Here is a 13,088-nt window from a genome sequence, read left to right as displayed (position 1 = left end):
CCCTCCAAGAGCCGACCACCCATGAATCATTGAAAAATTGATTCGGGAATCCTATAAAACGCGGCAAAATCAACAATCTGCCAAAGTAGTGCTAGCTGCGGGACCGCGTCGATCTCACCTCTTGTTCTTCGGCGACATTTGGCCTGCCGAGCCCGCATCTCCTCCACCGGCTGCGCCAGAGCTCGAACCCGTCCCGCCTGCTCCGCTCGACGAACCGCTCGAACCGCCACTCGCCCCGGACCCGGCTGCTCAATCAGATCACAAACAAAGGCATTGCTCACATCACTGGAGGATATTGAGGACAATCCAGATCACGGCAGGCTGATTGAAATCGCGAGCCGTGGCGTCCCGTCGCTGGTCGTCAGCTATCTGTACACACCGCTTGGTTTGCCCGCTCCGGGCTATAAACTCACCCACCGGGAGCGAGAGAACTAGATCAAGTCACGCAATGACCGAAGCCGGTTGCGGCGTCATCACCGGCGGCAGGGTTGGGGCAGCTTGCGGTAGTCCTCGCCCTCAGCTGTCAGGACATCGAACGCATAGAATTGGACCTCGTCGTCGTGGTTACGTGAGTGCAGCCCGGCGAAGTCGCTGATGCCATCGACGCCGAGCAGCACGGCCTCGCCATCGAGCACGAACTGTTTGGTGCGTATCTGCGGCGCGGCCATTGGCACACCTTTTCCCCGGCCAACCGCAATAAGGCGTATGAAAGGTCACCACCACCGGATCGGCCAGACATGGCCTTCATTGGCGCGTCCCGTGAGGACATTGTTCCAAGCAAAAGCAAACGTCGCGAGCAGCATGGCGCCGATGCCAACCGGCACGACCAGAAAGCTCCAGGACATGTTGTCGACGACAACAACCAGCGGATCGATGCCGGCGGGCGGGTGAAATGTGCCGGTCAGATGCATTGCGATCATTGCCAAACCAACTGCGATGGCGGCGGCCCACGGCGCTGGACCGCACAATTTCACAACCAGTAGCCCAACCAGCGTGGAGATAAGATGACCGCCGACAAGGGCACGGGGTTGTGCCGGTTCTGCTTTTGGTGAGCCCAATACCGTCACGATCGATGTCGCGAATGGAACCGCGAAGAGCGGAAATGTGCTCTCAATAGAGAACGCCTCCATGTTTCCGATCGCGATTGCGCTCCCGGCCGCTCCGGCAAGGATGGCAAGTAAGCGAGGTCGGTAGGGCATCTGAGCCTGATTTCTAGGTCACGGTTGGCGTCGGCGCCGGCCAAGCGTATTCGGGCTGGAAGTTTGATGATGGCCAGATAAGTTGGCCGCGAGCAGCCGTTACGCCGGAACGCGCTGCTGTTTGCCTGAGCGTGCTCGCGAGACCTGATCGAGCACTCGGAACTCGTGCTCGGAGAGCGCCACCGCGGCTGCGGCGATCTCTTCGAAGTGCACGACCCGAGGCATCGATGATCGTTCGGAGTCCGACGATCTCCAGGTAATTGCACTCTATAACTTCGCCATCCAATCAGCGACGGCCCGTCCGATCTCGTGCGGCGAATCTTCCTGGACGAAATGGAGACCCGAGATCGTCACCTCGGTCTGCGCTGGGAAGCTGCGGGCCAAGTTGAGAACCGGGCCGTGGGCGAGGATTCCACCGGGCTCTGCCCTCAAGAACAGCTTAGGCACATTGCTCGCCGCCAGCCAGTCCGCGTAGGCGTTCACGATCGCAGCCACGTCGGCGGGCTCGCCCTCAATGGGGATCTGCCGGGGCCACGTCAGCGTCGGCCGTCGCCCCTCGCCGGGCTCGGCGAACGGCCGTCGGTACTCCGCCATCTCCTCGGCGGAGAGGGTGCGCAGGATAGCCCCCGGCAGGATCTTCTCGATGAAAAAGTTGTCTTGCAGGACCATCGTCTCGCCTTGCTCGGAACGCAGCCCTTGCAAGGCGGAACGCATTCCGAACTTGTCCCAGTGATCCCAGTACTGCGGCCCCACGATCGCCTCCATGTACGCGATACCCTTCACGGCCTCGCGGTGGCGGTTGGCCCAGTCGAAGCCGAGGGCCGAACCCCAGTCATGGACGACCAAGGTGACCCGCTCGCGCACATCCAGGGCCTCGAGCAGGGCGTCGAGGTAGCGGCGGTGCTCGACGAAGCGATACGAGCCGGGGCCACTGTCAGGCAGCTTGTCGGAGTCGCCCATGCCGATCAGGTCGGGGGCAATGCAGCGGCCTCGTGGCTGCAGGTGCGGCAACACGTTGCGCCAGAGGTACGACGAGGTGGGATTGCCGTGCAGCAGCACGATCGGGTCGCCCTCTCCCACCTCCACGTACGCCATCTCGCTGCCGAGGACCCGCCGCCGCTGCTTTTGGTACGGAAATGCCGCAGAGATCATGTTCGCTTCTCCTCATATTTGCCAACCGAGAAAGCCTTTGAGCCGAATTGCGGACGCCTTACGTGTCGCTTCTCCGTCTGCGCGGTCCTGCGTCTACATTGCACGTCGCGATCGAGTTTGGAGTTGATGCCGCTTCACTTGTGCGATCCGCCAGAAGGCGGTCGATAGAAAGAGGTCCGGGTCCGCCCAAGACGAGAGCCGCCAGGCAAGCGAGGTAAAGGAGATCGGTTTCATAACCCGGCGGCCCGAACTGCGCGCCCGCGGCCGTTATTGCCTGAAGCTTGATTGAGCTGAAGCCATACGGAAGGTGCACGGTGAACATCGCGGTCAAAAGAACGATCGCCGTCGGGATACTGGCGAGAGGCACCAGTGCACCAAGCAGTACAGCCAGCCCGCCCAGGATCTCCACCGCGATGGTGAGCCAGCCCAGCAAATGAGGCGCGGGAAGGCCCATCGCCTGCAGGATGGCGGGGAATGCATCGAAGCCCCTCGCCGCCTTGGCGAAGCCGTGTTCCATGAAGCCATATCCAACAATCAGGCGCAGCGGGATCGGAGCCCAGCGGGCGATCGCCGAACAGCTGATCAGATCAGGAAGATCGCGCCACGTTCGCGGCCTCTCCTTAACATAGCTCATTGATTCCATTGATCTTAATCCGGCTGCACTTGTGGACGCTGTTGTATGACTGGACGCCGTTGTATGACGAGAATTTACCGCCAGCTGGGGTTGACATCAAGAGGTCATGACGTCACGATGACGTTATGTCGCCTATGCCCCTTTACGAAAGTGTCGCGTCCGCTCTGGCGGCCGGCATCGCTGACGGCAGCCTGCCGCCCGGAACTCAATTGCCGCCCGAGGAAAGCCTAATTGACCGATTCAAGGTCAGTCGCCCGACGGTGCGGAAGGCGATCCAGAACCTGATCGAGCGCGGGCTCGTCGAGATCAGGCGGGGCAAGGGCACTTTCGTCACCCAACCGAAGATCATGCAGGAGCTGACCGAGCTAACCGGTTTCGTCGAAGACATGCAGGCATTGGGGCGAACGCCCAGCACCAGCTTGCTCGACCAGCGCATTGTGGCAGCCGACGAAACCGTCGCACGCCACCTTGCCTTGCCAGTTGGGACGCTAGTGTTCAGGCTCCAGCGTGTTCGCCTAGCCGACAGTGTAGCCATATCCTTCGACGAGACTTACTTGCCTCGCGGCTTAGGCGAGAAGGTCGCGGGAAACGACCTTGAGGCCGAACCGGTCTTTGCGCTTTTGGAGGAGAAGTATGATACGCCTCTGGTCGAAGCTGAATACAAGCTGGAAGCGGCCGCGGCCGACGCTGTCGCTGCCGAGGCGCTTCAAGTGCCGACCGGCAGTCCGATCTTCCTCATCGAGCGCACGTCCTACACCACCGGCAATCGGCCCGTCGACTATGAGCGGTTACACTATCGCGGCGATCTGATCCGGTTCGTGACGCGCCTTGCCCGACGCACGAGGACCTCAACGCAAACCAGAGATGCCTGACATGGATGCAGGCTTTGGATCCTGGCTGTTCGTCATGTCGTTTGGCGCGAGCGCGCTGGGCGGCATGCTCGGCATGGCCAGCGGCATCTTCATTGTACCCATCCTTACCCTGTTCGGCGGCGTGGACCTCCGCACTGCCATCGCCGCAAGCATCGTCTCGGTGATCGCCTGCTCCTGCGGCAGCGCTGCATCCTTCCTTGAGCGAGGACTCACCAACGTTCGCCTCGCCATCGTGCTGGAGACTACGACGACGCTCGGGGCTCTCACGGGCGTGTTCTTTGTCGGGCTCGTCCCGGTGTCCTTCCTTTACGGCCTGTTCGCTGTGGTGTTGCTGGTATCGGCGCATCAGATGCTCGCCCGGCGCAGCGATCCGGTCGGTATCAGCATTGCCGACCCGCCAGGCAATTGGGCGGACAAACTTCGACTCCACGCGAGCTATCCCGACCATGTGCTCGGCCGTAGCGTCACCTACCAGGTACGACAGCTGCCCCGAGGAATGTTCCTGATGTACGGTGCCGGTCTTATCTCGGCGCTGCTTGGGATTGGCAGCGGCGTACTCAAGATCCCTGCGATGGACACCGCCCTCCGCCTGCCGATCAAGGTGTCCTCGGCAACCTCCAATTTCATGATAGGGGTGACCGCTTCTGCCAGCGCGGGGGCATACTTCATACGAGGCTCCATCGTTCCCGCCATTGCCGGTCCCGTCGCCTTGGGGTCGGTTCTGGGATCAGTCGTCGGAGCCCGCATCTTGATGCGAGTCTCAAATGAAAAAGTGAGGGCCCTGTTTGTTGTAGTGCTTATAGCCCTTGCGGCGCAGATGCTGCTCTCTGCCTTCCACATCGAGTTGTTCGGAAAGGCCGCATGATCGCGGACGACAAGGCGCTCGATGAAACCCGCAGGATGGATCGGCTCCTTGCACGGCAGCTCAAATACGGTATCTGGCTCGCGTCGGGCGTGACCGCGCTCGGGATGATCGTTGCCCTCTTCGGCCGATGCATCGTCCCGCATGGGCATACCATGACGCTGGGCACGAGCATCGTCGGGAAAGGCATCGCGCTCATCATCCTGCTCCCGATCCTACGCGTTATCTTAGCGGGACTATCTCTTCGGGACGATCTCCGGCATCGTTCTCATAACGATTGGCGTCAGTGTAGTGGCCGGTCTTTATGGACCTGCAATCCACTGAAGGCGAGATTTTGTCGATGAGGATATTCACCTCAGCAAAAGCCCCCCGCGAAGCGGCAAAGCAAGCCCGCGCGACCAGGTAATCGAATGAGGGCTGGTGTTTGTTGCGCTGCATGAGTCCGTTTGTGACCGATGCTGTCGAAAAAGTCCCAAAATGCCGAGCAGAGTGGGCCGTATGCTACCTGGCGCGGCTTCCTGGGCAAGGGAGGCCTATTGGGGCCCTGGGGCGGTTCTCGTGGTCCCGGCGATTTTATAAGAGGCTGGTTTTAGAGGATTTTTTCACCAACAAAGGCCTGGACTACAAGTCGAGTGGACTAAGCGACTCCTCGGCTTCCCGCCGACAGTTGTCAGCGGTTTTTCGGTATTGTTCGGCGTTGGTCATCGTGGACTCCGCAGTCTTGAGCAGAAGCAACGCAGGACCGCCGCCGAGAGGTTGCAATTTGGGAACCAATTGATTTCGGTCAGTTTAAGTAGTTCATTGGTCGGAGTTCTTGTGAGTGGCCTTTCAGCGTAAAAAAGCCAGTGGCCATAGGCACCAAGGCCCCCTACCCGGGATTCATCGAGCCCGCGCTGGCGACACAGGTGGATCGGGTGCCTTCCGGGACGCGCTGGGTTCACGAGATCAAGTTCGATGGCTATCGCGTCCAGCTTCACATTGCGAATGACGACATCAGGGTATTCACGCGACGCGGAAACGACTGGACCAAGCGGTTTAAGAAAATTGCCGCCGATGCCTATGTGATCAATGCTGGTTCCGCGATCATCGACGGCGAGGTCGTCGTCCCGTCACCGGATGGCGCCACCGATTTTTCAGTCCTGCAGAACGAGCTCAAGGGCAAGTCCAGCAAGCTCGTGATGGTGGCGTTCGATCTGCTCTATCTCAACGGCTACGATCTGCGGAAGCTGCCGCTGCTCGAACGCAAGATGCATCTCCGGAAGCTGATAGACGGCGCGGCCATCCAGTTCAGCGAGAGCTTTGAACTCGATGGCCGGGAGATGTATCAGCACGCCTGCAAGGTCGGACTTGAAGGCGTCGTCTCGAAAGTGCGGGACAGCCGTTACGGATCTAGCCGCGGCAGGGACTGGGTGAAAGTAACTTGCCGCCAACGTGAGACGCTGACCATCGCTGGCTTCGCCCTCGACGAAGGCAAATGGGACGGCATCTACCTCGGCCGCCACAAGGGCGATGCCCTGGTTTACGCTGGCAAGGTCGATCATGGCTTCGACAAAGAATCGGAGGCCGAGTTACGTAAACGATTGAAGCCACTGATACGCAAGACGCAGCCCTATGCGAAGCGAATCGCTCACAAGGGCATCTGGGTTGAGCCAAAGCTGCTCGCCGAGGTCGAGTACCGCGCTAAGTCGGCCGAGGGCAAGGTGCGGCATCCGTTCTTCAAGGGACTGCGGGAGGACCTCTGATGGATCGCAGAACGTTCCTCACCGGCGCGAGTGCTGTCGCAATCTCCATCAGCATTTCATTCACTGCTGCGATAGCCAAGGGCGATATTTACGACGGCGCAGAGTGGACCGAGATGGATATCGTCGATCTCAAGGCTTCCCTTGAGCACGGCAGCACGATTGAGGAGGCGTCCGAATTCCTGTGCCGCTCCGGAAGCATCGACGATGTCGCCAGGAAGGCTGCAGAACTGGGACTACCCGTCATATGGCGCGGATGATGCGGATCTATTGCGCGCGCAACTGCAACACCGCCGTCGAGCGCAGCGTGATCGATCGCGGATGTGGCGCTGGTGAAATCGTTTGCCTCGAATGCGGAGGCGACGGCAACTGGGGCAAATTCGCTCCGGAAGAAGTAGGTCCCGAGTTCACCTGCCCCGATTGCAAGGGCAAAGGACGGATGCTGGTCAGCATTTGACTTCAACGACCAGCCCCGCCTCGCGCTGATCGCGGCCAAGCGGCAGCGCTGAGAAAAACGGAGCAAAATATGCGTCGGATACTTGAAGAGGAAATCGAAAACTCGAGCGGACGTGGTGAGTGGTTGGAGCCAGAACCCGCCGCGAGTTTCCGCACCGTCGACGGCGAGCCGATCTATTGGCGCGACGAGCACGATGTTGTGCACGCCTGCGAAGGCGCCGATATCCATCCTGGCGAGCGAGTGTTCTGGACATTATGCGGCAAGGACGTGCCGGCAGATGGCGCCTTCTACGCTGAGGATTTGGTAGTTACCTGTCCCGTTTGCCGTGGCCTGCTTGCCACGCTCGATGGAGAAGAAAAATGACCGCATACAACAAGCGCCGCCGCGAGCGGGACTTCCAAGAGGGGGAACGAGAGCGCAGGCAGGCTGTCATTGACGCTGAGCGCGCCGGCTGGGTGCAGATCAGAGTAATTCCGGTTTTGGCCCTTCGCGACATATTGCACCGCCGCGCGATCTCGGTCGCTATCAAAGCATAGCGGAAGTCGAAGGGCCGCCGTCTATTGGAAAGGACGACGCTCTTCACCCTTGCATCATTTCGCTGCTGCGCAGCAATTCGGTCGCTTTCGCAGCAAGGTAAAGAACTGCGCTTAGATACTACCGGACGTGACGTCTTCCTGGCTTGGTCGCCCTGTTGGCCTCCCAGTAGGTTCCGGCGCACTCGCCTTGCAGGCCCGCGCGCCGCTTGCCGTCCAATGGCTAGCGCCAACGAGAAGCGCCTCGAATATCGGAGCAGGCATGGCGGAACCGGCATTCGCGGACTAGAACCGGCATTCGCGGACTAAGTTGAACGGCGTGGCGCATTGCGCGACGTTCGCCCGCGAACGCAGAGCACGAGGGCTTTGATCTCCGATGCGCTGAGATCGATGAACCAATCAACGGCGTCCCGTCCCAAAAAGCCTTTGTCCGCACCTCCATTCGCTCAGGTTCCATATGGGCAAACTTAATCGGGATGTCTCGAAAAAGAGGCTTGATTTTCTTATCTTCGCGGTCCGCGGCAATTGGGTTTAGTGAGTAAGACGCGATGACTGATCAACACGCTTTAAGTCGGTTGCATCAACGAGGTAGTGTCTCAGCGGTCAAAATCGGGAAGCTGTTTCCATCCATTGTTCTGGCCGCATGCATTGCAGCGTTATCATCGATTGGGATGACAACCGTGCAGGCGAAACAACAATGCAGTGTCGCGGTGCCATCAAATACGCACGGGCAATGGTGGTCCTATCGTCTCATCGATGGACGAAAATGCTGGTACGAAGGCAAGCCCGGGCTTTCGAAATCATTGTTGGAGTGGCCTAAGGAAACATCCGAACAACCAGGCTCCAGCAGAGAAGTGACAGGCGACGTCACAGTGAATCCTGGAAATCCATTAGATTCGCAAGCGTGGGCACCGGAAGGCTCTGACACTTTAGGCCGCTTTGGCGATTGGACTATCACCAAAAAGGACACCGTGCTCACGGTGATCACGCTTCACTCCGATACGGGGGATCTTGCCGTCAGGTGTTCCGACGCCACAATCACGTACATGGCCTTTATAAGAGTTTTTGATCCCCGCTCGACTACTGGGCGCCCCGAAGCCGAACCTCCCCCCTATTTTAGTTTTACAGCATGGGCGGATTCAAACGAGCCGGCGGATTTCACCTTTTTGGTGCCTTACGCAAGCGATGCGTACGCAACCGGAATAGTGCTGTTAAATCCTAAATTCGCTGATCAGAATACGAAATTTTGGGCCATCTTGAAATCGGCGAGATCTCGGTTCTCGTATAACACCAGCACAGGAACTATCTCAGTGGACGCAGTAGATTTGTCGCCTGCTATTGCGCGCTTCCAAGAAGAGTGTTTTAAGATTTTTAAGGCTAATGCTCACCACCGCCTGGACGAGCCAATTCCCCTTGACTGGCTGCGTCGTTAAGCTGGCTGCGCAGTTCGTGGTGATAATCGTCGCTCATCCGTAGCTCTGCTCTGCCGTGGTGCGCGTGCTAAGCGACGACAAAGAAATCGCAGGGCCTAAACCGCTGTCACGGCCGTCCTTTTCAATCACGCAGCGAAGTACGCACTATCGAGCCGCCGGCCGGAGCGTCATGTGCTATGTGCCGACGGAGTTGGATGGTCAGCGGTCGCAAGACAAACAGTCGGGATCGCCCAAAGAAATTTTGGCGGGTGAAAAACCGCGCGCGGCTCGACCGACGTATCCATCCGAGCTAAGCCGCGCACAGCGGATCAGTGATTTCACCGCTTGAGGAGTTCGGGTTTTTCCGTTTTTCCTTGTGCATCCTGATGAGCTCCATCAGGTTTTCGATGCCGAAGTCGGTGAACGCCATGACGCTGTCGTCACCTGTGCCATAAACCCAGATGACGCCATCCTCTGTGTCCATTCCGTTGGCCACGTCCCAGAGCCAGTCCTCATCTTCGCCGAGGTCGTTTGCGACGCGACGTATTGTGAAGACGGCATGAACTTTATTGACGTGCATGGCTACGCCGCCTGAGCGGAGGATGTCGACGTGATAGGCGTCCAGTTCCACGGCAATAACTCGTGCAGCCGGCTTTGCGGCATGTCGGCGATACGAGCGAGGACGTCGGCGAGCCAGGCTTTGGGGTCGATGTTATTGAGACGCGCCGTCATGATGAGCGTCGCCATCACGGCGGCCCGATCGGCGCCACGATCAGAACCGGCAAACAGCCATGCCTTCCTTCCCAGGGCAAAACCGCGCAGCGCTCGTTCGGCCGCATTGTTGGTCAGGCAGATCCTTCCGTCATGGACAAAGCGGGCAAAGCCATCCCACCGGTTGAGCAGATAGTTGATCGGCTTGATCACGTTGGAAGAACGGGAGAGCCGGGCAGATTCCGCCCGCAGCCAGGCCTCAAAATCGGTGAGCAGCGGGGCGCTTCTCTCCTGGCGGATCCGCAGCCGCTCCTCAGCGCTTAGCCCGTAGATCTCGCGCTCGATCTCGAACAGCTGGTCAATCCGACGAACCGCTTCCAGCGCAATGGGCGAGATCGCCGTCGCCGATCGTCCGCGGCGCGCGTTCTGGGCGATATCGGCCAGTTCGAAGAACGCCCTTCGGCCATGTGCCCAGCAGAAGGCGGGCGTCGCCGGCGACGCCTTGCGTCCGGGATCGAAGAGAGCATTGAACCCGCTATAGGCGTCGGCCTGCAGGATACCGGCGAAGTTCTGAAGATGCCGTGTGGGATGCTCGCCGCGCCGATCACGTGAGGCGTAAAACAGCGCCGCCGGCGGATCTCGCCCGCCGAATGGCCGATCGTCGCGGACATAGGTCCAAATCCGGCCGGTATCTGCTTTGCCTTTCGCCAGGATCGGGATCGTGGTGTCGTCACCATGGAGCCTGTCGGCGGAGAGCACATAGGCTTCGATCAGTTCAAAGATCGGCCTAACCGCAAAGGCTCCCGCGCCCACCTGGTCCGCCAGCGTCGAGACCGACAGGTCGATCCCTTCGCATTTAAAGCGCTGGCTCTGCCGGTTTAGCGGCTGATGTTGCCCAAATTTATCGAACAGGATGGTGGCCAGAAGCTGAGGTCCGATATAGCCCCGTGGCGTCGCATGGAACGGCGCCGGCGGCTGCGTGATCGTCTCGCAATCCCGGCAACTGAACTTCTCCCGCACCGTGTCGATCACCTTGAACCGGCGCGGGATCTCTTCCAGCGTCGAGGTCACGCTTTCGCCGAGCTTCGACAGCCGGGCCGATCCGCAACAGGGACATTGCGTCGGGCCCGGAAGGACCACGCGTTCTCGCTCGATATCGTCGGGGAAGGGCTGGCGAACGGGCCGCTTGCGCTCAAACGAACGTACCGTCTGTGTCTTCCCCGCCGCCTTCTCGGCGGCGAGTTCATCCTCAGTGGCGGCCGCCTCGAGCTCCTCAAGCTCAAGCTCCAGCTGATTGAGCAGTCGCGCCGACCGCTCCGAGCGCGTGCCATAAAGCGTCCGCCGTAGCTTCTCGATCTCGAGCTTGAGGTGGGCAATCAGCGCTTCGGCACTCGATTGCTTCGCCTGAACGTTGGCCGCTTCGGCAAGCTTGGTCTCCGCCGCAAGCCTGGCCGCGCGCTCGGCCAGGATCATTGCATGCGCGGCGGCAAGATCAGGCGGCAGCTCGTCGGCGCTGGAGTCCATAACCAGATGGAATCACATTCGCCGGCAAATTCAAACGACAAACTCTCAGCCCACGCTCGTGGGACGCCAGGACTCTTGGGGATTGCGCCAGTCGATGCCGGACAAGAGATAGCTCATCTGCGCCTGCGAGATCGACACCACGCCGTCCCCCAGCGATGGCCATATAAAACGACCTCTCTCCAGTTTCTTCGTAAACAGGCATGCTCCCTGGCCATCGTGCCAGATCACCTTCAAAAGATCACCCCGGCGTCCGCGGAAGCAGAACAAATGACCGCTCAGCGGATCGCGGTGCAGCACCTCTTGCACCTGCAACGACAATGAGGCGAAGCCTTTGCGCATGTCGGTATGGCCTGCCGCCAACCACACTCGAACTCCCGTAGGAACCGGAATCATCGCCGATCCAGAGCCTCGATGATCCGGCGAAGTGCCGCAACGTCGATGCCGGAGTCGACAATAACGCGCCTCCCGCCAGTCAGCTCGATCTCTACCCGACGTTCGGTTGAATGTGCCGCCACGCTCCGCGATGGAACTGCCGGCGACGCCACAGGCTCACTTTCAGCCACAACCGCCCTGACAAAGGCAGTCTCGGATTTGGTCCGGTTCGCAGCGAAGGCCCTTCGCCAAGTCACCAGCAGAGAACGCGATAAGCCGTATTGCCGCGCCCTCGCCGCAACGAGGCGCGGCTCGGACAGGCTTTCCAAAACAATCCGCGCCTTCTCCTCTTCAGACCAGCGCCGCCGCCGGCCTGTCTCAACCACTTCAAGTCGATTCAGCGCACTGATTGTATGGCTGTCCATACGTACAGTTCTCAACCATCAGGTCGGCTCGCCGCAAGGCGCCTTTTCTCGGAGGCTTACCGACCGACGCGCTGCCGAGTTCGTGGATCGGTTCGCCAAGGGGGGCCAACCCCTCTGATCTGCCGATCGAGCAGACGACCTCGCATGCTGACCGTACCTTGAGGAAATCCCCCGCCTGCTGTACTGTTTTCTCAAGAATTCAGTACAAAATAGCGGTAACATCTTGGTACAACGAAAGAAACTTGTTGAAGCGGTGGCCTATATGCGGACCAGCAGCGCCGCAAACGTTGGCGAGGGTAAGGACAGCGAACGCCGCCAAAGGGCAGCCATCGCAGGCTACGCTAGGGCGGCTGGCTACGAGATCGTTGATTGGTTTTATGATGCTGCTGTTAGGGGCGCCGATCCGGTCACAGCGCGTCCTGGCTTCTCGGCTATGCTCGATCGGATCGCCAGCAACGGCGTCCGCACAATCATCGTTGAAAGCCCAGATCGCTTCGCCCGCGACTTGGCCGTGCAGCTCGCCGGCCATGACTACTTGAAGCGACTCGGCGTGATGCTGGTTCCCGCCAGCGCCCCGGACTTTTTCGTTGAGGATACGCCAACAGCGGTGCTCGTCCGACAGGTTCTGGGCGCTATAGCGCAATTCGACAAGGCCACAACGGTCGCGAAGTTGCGGGCGGCGCGAGACCGCAAGCGGAAAGAGGTCGGCAAAGTAGAAGGCCGCAAGACCTATGCCGAGAAGGAGCCCGAGCTGGTGAGGTGCGCCCGCGAGTTGAGTGAGCAGCGTCCGCGGCTATCATTGCGCCAGATCTCCACTGAGCTTGCATCTCAGGGGTTCACCACGCCGCGCGGAAAAGCCTATTCCGCCTCCGCTGTGGCCTCGATGCTGGATAGACTCGCAGGCCGCGCGACTAATGGCGTAGAGGCGAAGCGTGGACGTCGACGGAAGCGAATGTCTTGACCGCGCGCTGGTCCTACTCTTTGGTCAGCGGCGGGATGGCGACAATTTGGGTCGCACAAGATCGACCACACCTCGTTTCCGAGCGCGATTAGCAACGGTAGCTCACAGATCAAGTTCCCGTGGCTGGCTTTACGCCGGCAAATTACTCAAATAGGTTCCGCCGTCGCATTGGTGGCGTGAAATCCGCTGATGCGCAGAGAAGGCAGCAGAGGTAAAACGGCTTACGCCGGGTGGC

18 protein-coding genes are annotated in these 13,088 nt (G+C 59.8%); 10 read left to right on the top strand and 8 right to left on the bottom strand.

Features of this window, described 5'->3' with window-relative positions; translation table 11 throughout:
• Positions 1-473: 473 nt before the first annotated feature.
• The 4 genes from YY7_RS0142920 to YY7_RS54790 all read right to left on the bottom strand — a co-directional run bounded on the left by YY7_RS0142920 (position 474) and on the right by YY7_RS54790 (position 2,994).
• Entirely contained in the window at positions 474-668 is a 195-nt protein-coding gene (locus tag YY7_RS0142920) for a hypothetical protein (RefSeq protein ID WP_028168525.1), read from the bottom strand.
• Positions 669-713: 45 nt separating this feature from the next.
• Positions 714-1,199, bottom strand: a complete 486-nt coding sequence (locus YY7_RS57560; RefSeq protein ID WP_080664103.1) for an HPP family protein — start codon at positions 1,197-1,199, stop codon at positions 714-716.
• 267 nt (positions 1,200-1,466) lie between these two features.
• Entirely contained in the window at positions 1,467-2,351 is an 885-nt protein-coding gene (locus YY7_RS0142905; RefSeq protein WP_028168524.1) for a haloalkane dehalogenase, read from the bottom strand.
• A 58-nt stretch (positions 2,352-2,409) separates the two neighbouring features.
• Positions 2,410-2,994, bottom strand: coding sequence for a DoxX family protein (locus YY7_RS54790; RefSeq protein WP_245287626.1), 585 nt, complete (start codon positions 2,992-2,994; stop codon positions 2,410-2,412).
• 116 nt (positions 2,995-3,110) lie between these two features.
• Here YY7_RS54790 and YY7_RS0142895 point away from each other — a divergent pair, with 116 nt between their 5' ends.
• The 9 genes from YY7_RS0142895 to YY7_RS62320 all read left to right on the top strand — a co-directional run bounded on the left by YY7_RS0142895 (position 3,111) and on the right by YY7_RS62320 (position 8,881).
• A complete protein-coding gene (locus YY7_RS0142895) occupies positions 3,111-3,857 on the top strand; it encodes a GntR family transcriptional regulator (RefSeq protein WP_028168523.1) in 747 nt (248 codons plus the stop codon).
• Complete coding sequence (locus tag YY7_RS0142890; protein ID WP_210164747.1) at positions 3,850-4,722, top strand: sulfite exporter TauE/SafE family protein; 873 nt, start codon at positions 3,850-3,852, stop codon at positions 4,720-4,722. The genes YY7_RS0142895 and YY7_RS0142890 overlap by 8 nt, the downstream gene beginning before the upstream one ends.
• On the top strand, positions 4,719-5,063 hold the full coding sequence (locus tag YY7_RS0142885) for a hypothetical protein (protein WP_028168521.1): 345 nt from the start codon (positions 4,719-4,721) through the stop codon (positions 5,061-5,063). Before YY7_RS0142890 ends, YY7_RS0142885 begins: the two co-directional genes overlap by 4 nt.
• A 501-nt stretch (positions 5,064-5,564) precedes the next feature.
• Entirely contained in the window at positions 5,565-6,461 is an 897-nt protein-coding gene (gene ligD, locus YY7_RS0142880) for a non-homologous end-joining DNA ligase (protein WP_028168520.1), read from the top strand.
• Positions 6,461-6,718 (top strand): hypothetical protein, encoded by a 258-nt coding sequence (locus YY7_RS0142875; protein WP_028168519.1) that lies wholly within the window; start codon positions 6,461-6,463, stop codon positions 6,716-6,718. The genes ligD and YY7_RS0142875 overlap by 1 nt, the downstream gene beginning before the upstream one ends.
• Positions 6,706-6,915, top strand: a complete 210-nt coding sequence (locus tag YY7_RS0142870) for a hypothetical protein (protein ID WP_028168518.1) — start codon at positions 6,706-6,708, stop codon at positions 6,913-6,915. The genes YY7_RS0142875 and YY7_RS0142870 overlap by 13 nt, the downstream gene beginning before the upstream one ends.
• 69 nt (positions 6,916-6,984) lie before the next feature.
• Positions 6,985-7,278, top strand: coding sequence for a hypothetical protein (locus YY7_RS0142865; protein ID WP_155255568.1), 294 nt, complete (start codon positions 6,985-6,987; stop codon positions 7,276-7,278).
• Positions 7,275-7,451 (top strand): hypothetical protein, encoded by a 177-nt coding sequence (locus tag YY7_RS61235; protein ID WP_155255567.1) that lies wholly within the window; start codon positions 7,275-7,277, stop codon positions 7,449-7,451. Before YY7_RS0142865 ends, YY7_RS61235 begins: the two co-directional genes overlap by 4 nt.
• Before the next feature lie 545 nt (positions 7,452-7,996).
• A complete protein-coding gene (locus YY7_RS62320) occupies positions 7,997-8,881 on the top strand; it encodes a hypothetical protein (RefSeq protein ID WP_196237420.1) in 885 nt (294 codons plus the stop codon).
• A 289-nt stretch (positions 8,882-9,170) separates the two neighbouring features.
• Here the strand turns inward: YY7_RS62320 and YY7_RS54785 are convergent, their stop codons facing one another.
• The 4 genes from YY7_RS54785 to tnpA are packed head-to-tail and all read right to left on the bottom strand — an operon-like array spanning position 9,171 to position 11,892.
• The gene (locus YY7_RS54785) at positions 9,171-9,440 is read right to left on the bottom strand and encodes a hypothetical protein (RefSeq protein WP_051397232.1); all 270 of its coding nucleotides are present in this window, start codon (positions 9,438-9,440) and stop codon (positions 9,171-9,173) included.
• Between the two features lie 2 nt (positions 9,441-9,442).
• Positions 9,443-11,095, bottom strand: coding sequence for an IS66 family transposase (tnpC, locus tag YY7_RS0142845; protein ID WP_028168516.1), 1,653 nt, complete (start codon positions 11,093-11,095; stop codon positions 9,443-9,445).
• 45 nt (positions 11,096-11,140) lie between these two features.
• On the bottom strand, positions 11,141-11,461 hold the full coding sequence (gene tnpB / locus YY7_RS0142840) for an IS66 family insertion sequence element accessory protein TnpB (protein WP_433994567.1): 321 nt from the start codon (positions 11,459-11,461) through the stop codon (positions 11,141-11,143).
• A gap of 23 nt (positions 11,462-11,484) precedes the next feature.
• Complete coding sequence (tnpA, locus tag YY7_RS0142835; protein ID WP_028168514.1) at positions 11,485-11,892, bottom strand: IS66-like element accessory protein TnpA; 408 nt, start codon at positions 11,890-11,892, stop codon at positions 11,485-11,487.
• A 262-nt stretch (positions 11,893-12,154) separates the two neighbouring features.
• Between tnpA and YY7_RS54780 the strand changes: the two genes are divergently transcribed.
• Positions 12,155-12,853, top strand: a complete 699-nt coding sequence (locus YY7_RS54780) for a recombinase family protein (RefSeq protein ID WP_051397236.1) — start codon at positions 12,155-12,157, stop codon at positions 12,851-12,853.
• Positions 12,854-13,088 lie beyond the last annotated feature (235 nt).

It is taken from the genome of Bradyrhizobium elkanii WSM2783 (genome assembly GCF_000472865.1).
Lineage (GTDB): Bacteria > Pseudomonadota > Alphaproteobacteria > Rhizobiales > Xanthobacteraceae > Bradyrhizobium > Bradyrhizobium elkanii_A.
Note: the sequence above shows the minus strand (reverse complement) of the source record. Positions and strands in the feature narration are given on the sequence as shown.